General features: G+C 62.8%; 13 protein-coding genes. 5 read left to right on the top strand and 8 right to left on the bottom strand.

Translation table 11 applies throughout. The annotated features are described in order from the left end of the window. The first annotated feature begins 18 nt into the window (after positions 1-18). Positions 19-1,356, top strand: coding sequence for an NTP/NDP exchange transporter (locus tag IGW03_RS21750; protein ID WP_194724628.1), 1,338 nt, complete (start codon positions 19-21; stop codon positions 1,354-1,356). Positions 1,357-1,482: 126 nt separating this feature from the next. Here the strand turns inward: IGW03_RS21750 and IGW03_RS21745 are convergent, their stop codons facing one another. Next, positions 1,483-1,656, bottom strand: coding sequence for a CsbD family protein (locus IGW03_RS21745; protein WP_194724627.1), 174 nt, complete (start codon positions 1,654-1,656; stop codon positions 1,483-1,485). A 178-nt stretch (positions 1,657-1,834) separates the two neighbouring features. Here IGW03_RS21745 and IGW03_RS21740 point away from each other — a divergent pair, with 178 nt between their 5' ends. After that, positions 1,835-3,151, top strand: a complete 1,317-nt coding sequence (locus IGW03_RS21740) for an MFS transporter (protein ID WP_194724626.1) — start codon at positions 1,835-1,837, stop codon at positions 3,149-3,151. A 37-nt stretch (positions 3,152-3,188) separates the two neighbouring features. Here IGW03_RS21740 and IGW03_RS21735 read toward each other — a convergent pair whose 3' ends face one another. The 5 genes from IGW03_RS21735 to IGW03_RS21715 form a co-directional block, all read right to left on the bottom strand. Beyond that, on the bottom strand, positions 3,189-4,166 hold the full coding sequence (locus IGW03_RS21735; protein WP_194724625.1) for a Bug family tripartite tricarboxylate transporter substrate binding protein: 978 nt from the start codon (positions 4,164-4,166) through the stop codon (positions 3,189-3,191). 58 nt (positions 4,167-4,224) lie between these two features. Continuing rightward, positions 4,225-4,749 (bottom strand): gamma carbonic anhydrase family protein, encoded by a 525-nt coding sequence (locus tag IGW03_RS21730; RefSeq protein WP_194724624.1) that lies wholly within the window; start codon positions 4,747-4,749, stop codon positions 4,225-4,227. A 15-nt stretch (positions 4,750-4,764) separates the two neighbouring features. Then, complete coding sequence (locus IGW03_RS21725) at positions 4,765-5,976, bottom strand: CaiB/BaiF CoA transferase family protein (protein ID WP_194724623.1); 1,212 nt, start codon at positions 5,974-5,976, stop codon at positions 4,765-4,767. Continuing rightward, positions 5,973-6,929: a hydroxymethylglutaryl-CoA lyase gene (locus IGW03_RS21720; protein ID WP_194724622.1), complete on the bottom strand. Its 957-nt coding sequence runs from the start codon at positions 6,927-6,929 to the stop codon at positions 5,973-5,975. The genes IGW03_RS21725 and IGW03_RS21720 overlap by 4 nt, the downstream gene beginning before the upstream one ends. Before the next feature lie 352 nt (positions 6,930-7,281). Next, positions 7,282-8,199, bottom strand: a complete 918-nt coding sequence (locus IGW03_RS21715; RefSeq protein WP_228535904.1) for a LysR family transcriptional regulator — start codon at positions 8,197-8,199, stop codon at positions 7,282-7,284. Between the two features lie 403 nt (positions 8,200-8,602). Here IGW03_RS21715 and IGW03_RS21710 point away from each other — a divergent pair, with 403 nt between their 5' ends. After that, on the top strand, positions 8,603-9,097 hold the full coding sequence (locus tag IGW03_RS21710; RefSeq protein WP_194724621.1) for a hypothetical protein: 495 nt from the start codon (positions 8,603-8,605) through the stop codon (positions 9,095-9,097). A gap of 148 nt (positions 9,098-9,245) precedes the next feature. On the opposite strand, the gene IGW03_RS21705 is transcribed toward IGW03_RS21710, so the two are convergent. Together IGW03_RS21705 and IGW03_RS21700 are read right to left on the bottom strand one after the other, a co-directional pair. Beyond that, on the bottom strand, positions 9,246-10,664 hold the full coding sequence (locus tag IGW03_RS21705; protein WP_323745009.1) for an ATP-binding protein: 1,419 nt from the start codon (positions 10,662-10,664) through the stop codon (positions 9,246-9,248). Next, positions 10,661-11,329: a response regulator transcription factor gene (locus IGW03_RS21700; protein WP_194724620.1), complete on the bottom strand. Its 669-nt coding sequence runs from the start codon at positions 11,327-11,329 to the stop codon at positions 10,661-10,663. The genes IGW03_RS21705 and IGW03_RS21700 overlap by 4 nt, the downstream gene beginning before the upstream one ends. Positions 11,330-11,423: 94 nt before the next feature. Between IGW03_RS21700 and IGW03_RS21695 the strand changes: the two genes are divergently transcribed. Both IGW03_RS21695 and IGW03_RS21690 read left to right on the top strand, forming a co-directional pair. Continuing rightward, on the top strand, positions 11,424-12,038 hold the full coding sequence (locus tag IGW03_RS21695) for a tripartite tricarboxylate transporter TctB family protein (protein ID WP_323745008.1): 615 nt from the start codon (positions 11,424-11,426) through the stop codon (positions 12,036-12,038). A gap of 12 nt (positions 12,039-12,050) precedes the next feature. Then, positions 12,051-13,550 carry a tripartite tricarboxylate transporter permease gene (locus tag IGW03_RS21690; protein ID WP_194724619.1) on the top strand — a complete coding sequence of 500 codons (1,500 nt, stop codon included), beginning with the start codon at positions 12,051-12,053 and terminating at the stop codon, positions 13,548-13,550. Positions 13,551-13,552: the final 2 nt, after the last annotated feature.

The raw sequence follows: 13,552 nt of genomic DNA, 5'->3' as shown, positions 1-13,552 counted from the left end.
CGCCTATTGCAAAAAACAATGGAAAGATCCGAAAGACCGCGCTCGCTCCGCTCCATCCTTCTCGGTATCCGCAGCAATGAACCGCCGGCCGTGTGCGCCGGATTCCTGATGCTGTTTTCCCTGTTTGCAAGTTATTTCATGCTGCGCCCCGTGCGGGAGACGATGGGCATCGCCGGCGGCGTGGACAAGCTTCAATGGCTGTTCACCGGCACCTTCATCGCCACGCTGGCGGCGGCGCCGGTCATCGGCTGGGCGGTCTCGAAGATCAGGCGCCGTTACATCTGCCACTGGGTCCTGGGGTTCTTTGCGCTGAACACCGTAGCCTTCGGCCTGGCCTTTGCCGCGTACGGTGACGCGCCTTGGCTGGCACGCAGCTTCTTCATCTGGCTTTCCGTGTTTAATCTGGCAGCCATCTCGATTGCATGGAGCGTCCTTGCGGATATTTTCCAGGCCGAGCAGGCACGGCGGCTGTTCGCGCTGATGTCGGCCGGCGCCAGCCTCGGAGGCCTTGCCGGCCCGCTCGCCGGCGCCATGCTGGTCAACCGCATCGGCAACGAAGGCTTGCTCATGCTCGCCGCCGCGATCCTGCTCGTCACGATTTCCTGTTCGGAAGTTCTGCAGCGCTGGCGCGACCGCTTCCCGCCCGAGCACAGCGAGGAAGCAGCAAGCCAAACGCTTGATTCCCGCAATGCCCGTTTGGGAGGCAGCGCGCTTGCGGGCGCGGCCGATGTATTGCGCTCGCCTTTCCTGCTCGGCGTTGCATTGTTCGTCGTGCTGCTGGCCAGCGTGAGTACCTTTCTTTATCTCGAACAGGCGAGGCTGGTGGCCGAGCGGTTTCAAAGCCGCACCGAGCAGACGCAATTCTTCTCGATGGTCGACGCCGTGGTGCAGCTGCTGTCGCTGCTGATTCAATTCTTGCTGACCGCGCGCATCGCAACCGCATTCGGCCTGCGTGCATTGCTGCTGGGCCTGCCGCTGGCCATGGTCGCAGGCTTCCTGCTGCTGAGCGTGTCGCCGCTCTTTGCGCTGTTCATCGTGATTCTCGTGATCCGCCGGGTCGGCGAATATGCGCTGGTGAAACCGGGGAGGGAAATGCTGTTCACCGTGCTGCCGCCGCAGCTCAAGTACAAGGCCAAGAACTTCATCGACACGGTGGTCTACCGCGGCGCAGATGCGATCAGCGCCTGGCTCAAGTCGCTGGCCGACCTGATGCTTTCGCCGCAGGCGGTGCCGCTGCTGGGTGCGTGCATTGCCGCCGCATGGGCAGTTTCTGCGGTGTTGATTGCCCGGGCCTACTGCCGCCTCGATGCGGCGGCGGGCAGTGGCACGGCCAGGGAACGAACCTGTGCCGAATGAGCCTATGGCGGCTGAAACACGATTGATAAAATGCCGACGGCCCCGCAGGGCCGTCGTTCATGCCTGCCCGGAATGCTTGCCGGGCTATGTCCTGAATCTGCTTGAAGCCAGTTCAAGCCGTTTCAATCAGGGTCGCTTGAAGGTGTCCTTGACGTTGCCGACCACACGCTGCACGGTGCCTTCGCCCTGTTTCTCGACACCCTTGGCTTGCTGGTCGCGGTCATTGAGTACCTCGCCTGCCTTTTCCTGCAGCTTGCCCGCGGCTTCCTTGATGTGGCCCTTCACTTGGTCCTGGTTCATTGCATCCTCCTGCAAGAGTTGTATGTAATGTTACTGACATAGACGAATGCGTTTGGTTCATCCAGGGAAAGCCTTGCAAGAACAATGACTGCAGCAGATCAAACGGCCATTGCATGCAAGATAGAGCCCTCACGCGCAAACTTGCCCGTAGGCCACAGCGCACGCGATTTCCTGAAAAATGTTAAGGTCTTTGGTCATCAGCGACTACAACAATCACGGCATGATGGCCGATCACGAGACAGACGGCGCACAACAGGCGGCGCAGCATTCCATGCAATCAAAAGAAAAACAGGATGCCGGACGAGACGCCGGCATGGCAGCCAAGCCCAACTCTTTTGTACTACCTGTCCTGACGGGCATGATGGTCACGCTGGTGACAGTGGCGTTCGCCCGGCTGGCTTTCGGCCTGATCCTGCCGTCGATGCGCGCCGACCTCGGCCTGAGCTATCAGCAGGCGGGCACGTTGGTGACGGCCGCCGCACTCGGCTATCTTTTTCTGGTGATGGTGGCCGGCGTCTTTGCATCCCGCCGCGGCGGCCGCGCCGCCGTCGTGCTCGGCCTGTCGCTCGCGACCGCCGGCTTCATTCTTCTTGCTGCCGGCTCGCAATTCGGCATGCTCCTGCTGGCCATGCTGATGCTGGGCTGCGGCACCGCATTCGCCTATACGCCGGTGATTTCGCTGCTGGCAGGGCATTATCCGCATCGCCGCGGATCGGTGATCGGGCTGACCAACAGCGGCATCGGCATCGGCATGCTGTCGGCAAGCCTGCTGGTGCCTTATCTCGGGGAACTGACCGGTCAGTCGGCGTGGCGCTGGGCCTGGGGCGTGTTCGCCGTGGCCAGCATGATCGCGCTGGCGTCCAGCCTGAGCTTCCTGCCGAATCCGCGCATCGCGGCGCCCGGCGCCGCAGCGGGCAGTTCCGCATCGGTCTATCGCGACAGACGCCTGATCCTGACCGGCCTGCTCTACGGCGTGGTCGGCACGACCTATATCGCCCAGACCACGTTCATGTTCAGCTATGCGCTGGCGTCGGGCATTGCGGCGCCGACCGCCGGCCACCTGTCGGCGCTGCTCGGGGTGCTCTCGATTTTCGCCGGCCCCTGCTGGGGATTGTTCTCCGACCGCTTCGGCCGGCCTGCGGCGCTGCTCATCTCGGTCGCCCTCAATGTCGTCGCAACCCTGCTGCCGGTGCTTCTTCCCACGCTCACCGGCTTCACGCTGCACTACCTGATCCTGGGCTGCACAGTGTCAGGCATGTTCACGTCCATTCTGACCATTGCGGCCGAATCGGTCGAGCCGCGGCTGGCGCCGCGCGCCACCAGTTACGTCACCCTGTTCTATGCGGTAGGCCAGCTTGCCGGCCCTGCGCTGGCCGGACTGGTGATCGAATACGGCGGCGGATTCAAGCCCGCCTTCACCGCTAGTTCGGCGGTGCTCGCGCTGGGATTCTTGCTGAGCTGCAAGCTGGTGCGGCTGTCGCGGCGCACACGCTGAATGCAACCGGCGGTACTGCCGGCTGCGGCCATCTTCCTCAGTCGATCGTCATGCCGGATTGCTTGACCAGCGTCGCGTAGCGCGTCATCTCGTTCTGGAAGAGCGCCGCGGTTGCGTCGGGCGGCGTGCCCATCGGCGTGAATCCCTGGGCGGTAAGCGCGTCCTGCACCTCCTTCGTGCCCAGCAGCGCCTTGACGTCGGAATACAGCTTGTTGGTGACCGGTGCCGGCAGGCCGCCGGGTCCGATCAGCGCGATCCAGCCTTGCAGGTTGTAGTTGGGCGCGCCCTGCTGCGCGAGCGGCGCCACGTTCGGCAGGAGCGACGAGGGCGTGGTGGTCGAGACGCCGATCGCGCGCAGCTTGCCGGCCTTGATATGCTGCGCCGCGCCGGTCACGCCGAGGAAGGCGAGCTGGATCTGCCCGCCGAGCAGGTCGGTGGTCAACTGGCCGGTGCCCTTGTACGGCACGTGGCGCAGCTTGATGCCGGTTTCGCTCTGCAGCGCTTCCGCAGCCAAGTGCAGGATGGTGCCGTTGCCGGAAGAGCCTATCGTCAGCTCGTCGCCGTGCGCCTTGGCCAGGGCCACCAGTTCTTTCAGGTCCTTCGCCTGCACGGAGGGATGCGCCACCAGCACGAAGGGCGAGCCCGCGACCACGGTGATCGGCGTGACGTCCTTGAGGGCATCGTAGGGAATCTTCTTGTACAGGCTGGGATTGACCACATGATTGTTGGACACCATGCCCAGCGTCAGCCCGTCCTTGGGCGCGCGCGTCAGCTGCGCGGTGCCGGGCACGCCGCCTGCTCCGGGCAGGTTCTCGATCACGATGGAGCCGCCCGCCGCCTTGGCCAGCTTGTCTCCTATCGTGCGGGACAGCGAGTCGACGCTCGAACCCGGCGCATTCGGAACGATCATGCGGATGACCTTGTCGCCCTGCGCGAATGCCGGCGCGTAGGGCAATGCCATCGACAGGGTCAGTGCGGCGGCGAGTGCGCGGCGCTTGCGTGAAATGCTTTTCATGGTGGTGTCTCCATCCGTTGAAGCGGGGCCAATGTCTTCCGGCCCCGAAAATTAAAAATCAGTCCAGGCGAACCAGCTGGTCCTTGAAGAGTCCGCGGCGTTCCACGTATTCCGCAGTGTTGCCGTGCATGGCGCGGATGGCCTCTTCGCTCAGCTCGCGAATCACCTTGGCCGGTGCGCCGACGATCAGCGAATTGTCGGGAAACTGCTTGCCCTCGGTGACGATCGCGCCTGCCCCTACCAGGCAGTTGCGGCCGATGACCGCACCGTTGAGGATGACCGCCTGGATTCCGATCAGCGATCCTTCGCCGATGGTGCAGCCGTGCAGCATGGCCTGGTGGCCGACGGTGACATTGGTGCCGACCGTCAGGGGAAACCCCGGATCGGCATGCAGCACCGCGCACTCCTGGACATTGCTGTTCTCGCCGATGGTGATCGGCTCGTTGTCGCCCCGCACAGCGGCGCCCGGCCAGACGCTGGTGTTCTTCTGCAGGCGCACGTCGCCGATGATGCTTGCGGTCTCGGCCACGAAGGCAGTGTCGTCGATCTGCGGCGTGCGTTCGCCGATACGGTAGATTGCCATGTCGGGAGTTTCCTTTCAGGCCGCTTCTCTGGCTTTCACCGGCACGCTGTGCAGCGCCGCGATCTGCTCTTCCGAGAAGCCGAGCTCCCGCAGCACTTCATCGGTGTCCTCGCCGATTTTCGGGATCGCCCTGCGCGGCTTGAGGCGCTGTCCGTCGAGCGTGATCGGCAGCAGCGGCATGTCGGTTTCGCTGCCGTCTTCCAGCTTCAGCTTCGTCAGGCCGCCGCTCTGCACCAGGTGCGGATCGTCGAACAGTTGCTCGGGACGCACGATGGATGCGAACGGCACGTTGTTCGCCTCCAGCTGCGAGGCCAGCGTGTTGGCGTCGAAGCCGAGGAAGGTTTCGCGCAGCGTCGCCAGCAGCCAGGGGCGGACCACGACGCGCTGGTTGTTGGTGGCCAGCTTGGGGTCGGCGAGCAGGTCGTCGCGGCCGATCAGCCTGCACAGCGCCTGCCACTGCGCATCGCCTGTTGCCGCGATGAACAGCTGCTCGTTGTTGGCCATTTCGAATACGTCATAGACGGCCCAGGCGCTGATGCGCTCCGGCATCGGCGCGGCGGCTTCGCCGGTGACCACATATTGCTGCATGTGCTGGGCCGACAGCAGCACGCAGTTCTCGAACAGCGCGCTCTGCACTTCCTTGCCGGCGCCGCTCGTCCAGCGCTCGTTCAGCGCGGCCAGCACGCCGATCGCGCCGAACATGCCGCCCATGATGTCATTGACCGAACTGCCGGCGCGCAGCGGACGTCCGACCGGTCCGGTCATGTAGGCAAGCCCGGCCATCATCTGCACGACTTCATCCAGCGCCAGGCGGTTCTCGTAGGGGCCGCTCAGGAAGCCTTTGTGCGACACGTAGATGAGACGCGGGTTGCGCTTGCGCAGCGTCTCGTAATCGAGCCCGAGGTCCTTCATCCGGCCCGGCTTGAAATTCTCGATGAAGACATCGGCGGTATCGACCAGCTTGCGCACGGCCTCGCGGCCTTCTTCGGTGTTGGTGTCGAGCGCCACGCTCTTCTTGTTGCGGTTGAAGGTGCGGAAAAAGCCGGCGCCGGCGCCGAGCAGGCGGCGCGTATTGTCGCCCTTGGGCGGCTCCACCTTGATGACTTCGGCGCCGAGGTCGCCGAGGATCATGCCGCAGGTGGGCCCCATGACCATGTGGGTGATTTCGACGACGCGAATGCCGGAGAGCGGCAGGCGGCCTTGGGTTTGATTGGCTTGCATGTTCATGCTGCTACCTTTGTTTCGTAGTGCGGTTTCGAATATCCCTTGGGCAGGCCGGCACGCGCCAGCGAGCCGTACAGCGCCGCCTCGGGCAGGGCTTGCCGGATGATGGCGCGCGCCGCCAGCAGTTGCTCGACGTCGATGCCGGTGTGATAGCCAAGGCTTTCCAGCATGAACACCAGGTCTTCGGTGGCGACGTTACCGGTGGCGCCGGGCGCATGCGGGCAGCCGCCGAGGCCGGCCAGCGAGGCATCGAATTCGAAGATGCCGTGCTGCAGCGCGATCATGGTGTTGGGCAAGGCCATGCCGCGGGTGTCATGGAAATGCGCCACCGTCAGCTTGTCTTCCGCAAGCGGCCTCAGCACACTGAAAAATCGGTCGACCTGGCCGGGCGTCGCATGGCCTGTGGTATCGGCAAGCGCGATGATGTCGCAGTCGATGTCGAGCACGCGCTGCACGATGTCGCGCACGTCGGCAAGCGGAACATCGCCCTGCAGCGTGCAGCCGAAGACCGTGGACAGGCCTGCGATGAGCTTGGTCTTGCCGCGCTTGCCCATGGCTTCGCGCAGGTCTGCGATGCGGCCGAACTCGGCCACCATGTCGAGCGGCGTCTTGCGCACGTTGGCCATGCTGTGCGCGGCGCTGACCGAGAGCGGCGCGACGATGCGGTGCACGCCGGCTTCCAAAGCCTTTTCGGCGCCCTTCAGATTCGGCACCAAGGCTGTGACGGTCAGGTCGGGATAGCGCAAGGCATGGGCAATGACTTCGGCGGCGTCCGCCATCTGCGGCAGCAGCCTGGCAGGCACGAAGGAGGCTACCTCCATGTGCCGCACACCCGCCGCGTATTCCGCGTCGATCCAGCGCTTCTTGTCGTCGGTCGGCATGATGCCGGCAATGCTTTGCAGGCCATCGCGCAGGCCGACTTCCTGTACGGTGACATGAGGTTTCGGGGTTGCCATCGGAGAGTTTCCTGAAGGGTGGATGCTGGAAGAATTTTGCTTGGGACCGTCTGCAGGATATCGATTCGCCAATCCGGAAAAAAGCGGTATTTCGGAACGCTATCCATCGCGGATGACGATGGCACCGTGATGGCAGTGCCAGGCTGGCTTGGGAATTGCCGAACGGCAGCGGGCTCGCCAATGCCGTTTTGCCGCGCCCAATGCCTTTCTGCTGCTCCGTGCCGCCAAGCGGCGGGAGCGTATCAAGACGTTACCGTTGAAAGAACGATATCTGCAGAATGGATGCCATCGCCGATGACGATGGCTGGTGTGCAGTGCCCGCGAACTTCATCGGCGCTGACGCGCCGGGGCTTCATGGATGGCGGTCGGTACGCAGAAAATCGACGAACAGGCGCGAAGGCAGAGGCAGGGCTTCATAGTCGCGCATGCAGATCACGAAGCGGCGGAACGCCCAGGGATCGACGAGCGGGATTACCCTCAATCCGAGCTGGGCATGGTAGGGCTGCAGCGCTTCGGCGGGGATGATGCTCATGCCGAGGTTGGCCCGCACGATCCTGCATGCCGCCTCGAAGGTGGCGACATGAATGCGGTTGACGACCGACTTGCCCGACTTCGCCGCGAGGCGCCGCAGGAACAGATTCATCATGCTGTCGGGATGCTGGCCGACCTGGTCGAACCCCAGGGTTTCCTCGAACGACACCGATTCGCGCGAGGCCAGCGGATGGTCGGGATGAACAACGGCCGTCAGGTGGTCGCTCTTGTAGGGCAGCACCTGCAGGTCGCGCGTGTCGGCGAAGTCCCAGCACACGCCGATGGCGGTGGCATTTTCCTCGATGGTCCTGACGATTTCGCTGCTGACCCGTTCCTCCATGTCGACCTTGATGCCGTCATGCCTGGCGAGAAAGGCGCTGATATCGTCGGGCAAAAACTCGACGACCGCAGACACGCTTGCGTAAATGTGGATATGGCCGCGCACGCCGATCGCATACTCGCTGAGCTCCGCCTGCATTCGTTCGACGTCGCGCAGTACGATGCGGGCATGCTGCAGCAAGGATTCGCCGGCGGGAGTCGGCGACACGCCCGCGCGATGGCGCAGCAGCAGCGGGGTGCCTATCGAGTATTCGAGATCGGCAATGCGCTTGCTGATGGCGGAGGCCGCTATCGATTCTCGTTCGGCCGCATGCGCAATGTTGGCTTCCTCGCAGACGGCGACGAACAGGCGCAGGGAAACGAAATCCACCTGCCACATTCTTTTCTTGATGCTTTTCATCGACGCGCCTCCTTCACCTTCCCCATCCGCAAGCTGTCCCAAGCGACTCCTTCCGCAGAGTATTGCCGTCTGCCATCCCGCTGGCTGGCTCGCAGCTGGGATTGCCTGCAGTATATACGTCGGCATCGAAGATCAGCGCTTCTTCAACCTGGCAAGCAGCATTGGCACGCGGGGTTTGCAGTTTGGGGTGATCGAGAAGAGGTGACTCCGAAGGCCAGCCTGTCACTGGCAGGGAAGATTCAGCCAGGCAAGTGACGCGTATACCGGACGAACGGCGTGGCCGAGGTGATCACCTGTGGGCGAAGGCATGGCGACGCGGCGTGGCGGGCCCGGCGCTCCCCACAATGCTGTGCCGCTGGTAAAGCAGCCGGAATAGTCGGTACGGTCAAGTCGAAAGCGCTCAATGTACGGGCGCAATAAAAAGCCGGACGCAATGGCGCCCGGCTCTCCTTCAAGCCTTCAAGCCAGTCAGGCTTACCTGCTGCCGGCGCTGCCCATCGATCCGGATTGGGTGCCGCCGGTCGTATTGGCGCTGGTGCCGGCTGCGCTGCTGCCGCCGGAACTGCCGGGAGTATCGCTTTTGCTGGTGCCCGCTGCGCTGCTGCCGCCGGAACTGCCGGAGCCGCTGGTATTGGTGCCCGATGTGGATTTCTTCGCCTTGGTCTTGTCGCCGGACTTCGCGCTGGAAGAACCGGAAGTGCCCGAGGTACCCGAAGTGCCGGATGAATCCGTTGCGCCGGTCATGCTGCTGCCGCTGCCTCCGCTTGAGGACCCTGTGGTGCCGGTCGAACCCGAGCCCGTACCCGTCGACGAACTTTGTGCAATCGCCATGCCGCTGCCTAATGCCGATACCAGTAGTGCAATCAAGAGCTTCTTCATATATTGCCTCCATCGTTGAGCTAGATGCTGGATGAACGTTCCTTACAACCTGCACTGTCGATCAATTAATCAATTCTGTGCAGATGCTAGAAACGTTAGAAGAGCTGAGGAGGAGAAGTTCAGGCATGCTTTTGTATCAATTCGTGACGTTCCCGAAAACATTTTTTTCAGGCACGCTGATGCACGGGTGCAGCCTTGTCCTTCATGTCGGAAACAGCAGGCTTTGCAGACGGAAATACCACCGTGATCCGCGTTCCCTTTCCATCTGCGCCCGACTCCAGGGAAACGGCGGCCTGATGGTCTTTCGCAATATCCCGGACGATGGCCAGTCCCAGTCCGCTGCCGTGCTCCTTGTCGCTCAGGCGGAAAAAGCGGTCGAAAACCTTTTCCCGGTCGGCCGGCGGGATGCCGGGGCCGGTATCCTCGACAATTAGGCGTACCACGTCGTCGCCAACGTCGCAGCGGCATGCCACCGTGATTTCCGCCGCGGGCCCGCTGTATCGAATCGCGTTGTCGACCAGGTTGTCGATCATGTCGCGCAGCAGGAAGCGGTCGCCCATGACGCTCGCCGGCTGCAGTTCGAACCCGATGTCGATCGCCTTCTTGTCCGCTTCCTGCACGAAGTGCTGGATCGATTCCGTCATCAGCTTGTCGAGTTCCACCAGTTCCATGCGCCGCTGCTCGAACTGGCTCGGCTCGGCGCGGGCCAGCGAAAGCAGCTGGTTGGTCTGGCGAATCATGCGGTCGGCCGAGGCCATCATGAGAGCGGTGGATCGCTCAACGTCGGGGTCACGGTCATGCCTGTGGCTCAGCACTTCGAGCTGGGTCTTGAAGCCGGCCAGCGGCGTGCGCAGCTGATGCGCGATGTCGGCCAGAAAAGCCTGGCGCTCCCGGCCGAACTTATGCACGCGGCCGAGAAGCCCGTTGATGGCGCCCAGGAGCGGCCGCAATTCCGACGGCATGTCCTTTTCCTCGACCGCCGACAGGTCCCCGGCGTTGCGCTCGTCCAGCAGATTGCGCACGCGCTGCAGCGGAAACAGTCCCTCCGACACGGCGAACCAGATAATGGCCAGCGACGCAACCAGGAGCAGGGTCTCGAGGCCGACCAGTGCAAACAGGATGCGCGACTGTATCTGGCGTCTCTTGGTCAGGGTTTCCGCGACACCGATCCAGATCTGATGCTCGCCGACTTCCGTGCGCAGGGCCACGGCCCGAACGTGGAATTGCCTGACATTCGACATGAAAGGCACCGCCATCTGAGTCGCGGTGTAAGGAGCAAACACGGGAAAATCGATATCCCCGGCGATGGTATTTCCGGCGGCATCCCTGACCACGTAGAAGACTTCGTCGGTCCGGTTGATGCGCAGAATGCGCTCGGCCTGATCGCTCAGATCGAGTTCAACCCGGTCGCCGTTGAGCCTGAGATGCGCCTGCAGGTCGTAGGCAGCTTCGGCGAGATTGTTGTCGAGCGCATCCTGCGCCGGCCCCCAGGCCAGCATGTAGATCATCAGCGCGCCGATGAAGTTGATGACCACCAGCGGCGCGATCAACCACTTCAGCAGGTCGGAGCGGATGCTTGCCGTCACTCTTTGCTCGCTTCAAGCATGTAGCCGAAGCCGCGTATCGTCCGGATGACAATGCCGGCGCCGGCGATCTTGGTGCGTATGCGGGAAACATAGACTTCCACCGCATTCAAGGTCAGCCCTTCGCCCCATGGTAGGATCGCATCGAGTATCTGCTCCTTCGAGACGACACGCGACGCCTGCTGCATCAGGTATTCGAGAACGGCCCATTCCCGTGCCGACAACTCCACGACTTCGCCATTGACCCTGGCGCGCTTGGCATGGGTGTCGAGCGACAGGCCCATCATCGTCAGTTCCGCCGGACGGGCTCCGCTGCGGCGCACCAGCGCCCGAATGCGGGCCGCCAGTTCCGGTGCCGCGAACGGCTTGACGAGATAGTCGTCGGCACCGGTCTCCAAGCCGCGCACCCGGTCCTCGACCGCGTCGCGCGCCGTCAGCAGGAGCACCGGCAGGTTGCTGCCGCGTGCCCGCAGGCGCCGCACCACTTCGAAACCGTCGATGCCAGGCAGGCCGATATCGAGGACCAGCACGGCGACTTCCCTGCGCTTGAGCAGTTCATCGGCCTCCGTGCCGCTCGACGTCACATCGACGACCATGCCGTAGCCCTTGAGAACGCGGGAGATGCCGTCGGCCAGGACCACATCGTCTTCCACCAGTAGAACGTGCATTTTATGTATAGGGATTGATTGAACCGGTATACGGCATGTTGCATCCGCCATGCCCTTCCGGCCTCAATAGTATTGGAAAAGTTTGGCAGTGGGTATGGGCACCGCCCGGGCCTCGGCCCGCGAAGCTCGGCTGTCAGCTTTTTGTCAGGCTCGATTCAGCTTCCTGACAGACACGATAATTAAAGTGCAAGCTCTGTTGAAGCCGCCTTCGGCCGCATCCGCCGGGGCATTAGAAAAGGAGACGAACTTGCCATCATTCATACGCAACCCTCAGGACTTCTGGTCGGGGGTCATATTTCTCATATTCGGCTTGGCCGCCGTCATTATCGGCAATGACTATGCCATGGGCAGTGCCGGCAGAATGGGGCCAGCCTATTTTCCGACCGCCCTTGGCAGCCTGCTCGCCGTTATCGGAGCCGTTTCGCTTGTGCGTTCGTTTATTCGCCATGGCGAGCCGATCGGCAGATTCGCCATCAAGAACCTTCTCCTGGTCACCGCTGCGGTCCTGCTGTTCGGCCTGCTCATGCGCGGCGCCGGCCTCCTGATCGCCACCGTGGTGCTGGTGATGCTCAGCGGCTACGCCAGCATCAAGTTCAAGGTGCTGCCTTTCCTTGCCGTCGCAGTCGGCATGGCAGTGTTCTGCATCCTGGTTTTCGTGGTCGGACTCGGCTTGCCGATGCCGATCTTCGGATCCTGGTTCGGATTCTAAGGAGATCCTGAGATGGAAATTCTGCACTTCCTCGCCTTGGGCTTCGATACCGCGCTCTCGATCAACAACCTGTTTTATTGCCTGATCGGCGTATTCCTCGGCACGGCCATCGGCGTGCTGCCCGGCCTCGGCCCGGTAGCCACCATCGCCATGCTGCTGCCGGCGACCTTCTCGCTGCCCCCGATCTCTTCGCTGATCATGCTGGCCGGCATCTACTACGGCGCCCAGTACGGCGGCTCCACTACCGCCATCCTGGTCAACCTGCCGGGTGAATCCTCTTCGGTGGTGACCGCCATCGACGGTTACCAGATGGCGCGTAACGGACAAGCCGGCAAGGCGCTCGCCACTGCCGCGCTCGGCTCCTTCTTCGCCGGCACGGTGGCGACCGTGCTGCTGGCACTGTTTGCGCCGCCGCTGGCCGATCTGGCGCTGAAGTTCGGTCCTGCCGAATACTTCTCGCTGATGGTGCTGGGTCTGGTCGCGTCCGTCGTTCTGGCGCACGGCTCGCTGCTGCGTGCGATCGGCATGATCATCGTGGGCCTGCTGCTGGGCATCGTCGGCACCGACGTGAACTCCGGCACGCCGCGTTACACCTTCGACATGCCGCAGCTGGCCGACGGCATCAACTTCGTGGTGGTGGCCATGGGCATGTTCGGCCTGGGCGAAATCATCGCCAACCTGGAGAATGAAGAAACCAGGTCGCTGCTGTCGATGAAAGTCGGCAGGCTGATGCCGGACAAGGAAGACTTCAAGCGCATGATCGCCCCTGTCTTGCGCGGTACTGCGCTGGGTTCGATCCTGGGTATTCTGCCCGGCGGCGGCGCGATGCTGGCTTCCTTCGCTGCGTATTCGGTAGAGAAGAAGGTCTCGAAGAATGCGGCCAATTTCGGCAAGGGCGCCATCGAAGGCGTGGCGGCTCCCGAGTCGGCCAACAATGCCGGCGCGCAGACGTCGTTCATCCCGATGCTCACTCTCGGCATTCCGTCGAACCCGGTGATGGCGCTGATGATCGGTGCGATGATCATCCAGGGCATCCAGCCCGGTCCGGCGGTGATGACCGAGCAGCCGGCGCTGTTCTGGGGCCTGATCGCCTCGATGTGGATCGGCAACTTGATGCTGGTGATCTTGAACCTGCCGATGATCGGTCTGTGGGTGCGCATGATCATGGTGCCGTATCACTTCCTGTTCCCGGGCATCCTGGTGTTCTGCGCCATCGGCGTGTTCAGCTTGAACAACACTGAATTCGATGTGTACATGATGGCTGGATTCGGCATCTTCGGTTATATCTGCTCGAAGATTGGAGCAGAACCCGCGCCGATGCTGCTGGGCTTCATCATCGGTCCGATGATGGAAGAGTACCTGCGCCGTGCGTTGCTGCTGTCGCGCAGCGATCCGATGGTCTTCCTGCAGCGTCCGATCAGTGCTGCGATGCTGATCGCTTCCGCAGTGGCGATGGCCGTGGTGCTGATGCCCGCATTGAGAAAGAAACGGGAAGAGGCATTCGTCGAGTAAGC

It is taken from the genome of Noviherbaspirillum malthae, assembly GCF_015352985.1.
Taxonomy (GTDB): Bacteria; Pseudomonadota; Gammaproteobacteria; order Burkholderiales; family Burkholderiaceae_D; genus Noviherbaspirillum; species Noviherbaspirillum malthae.
This window is presented reverse-complemented; position numbering and strand designations above follow the sequence as displayed.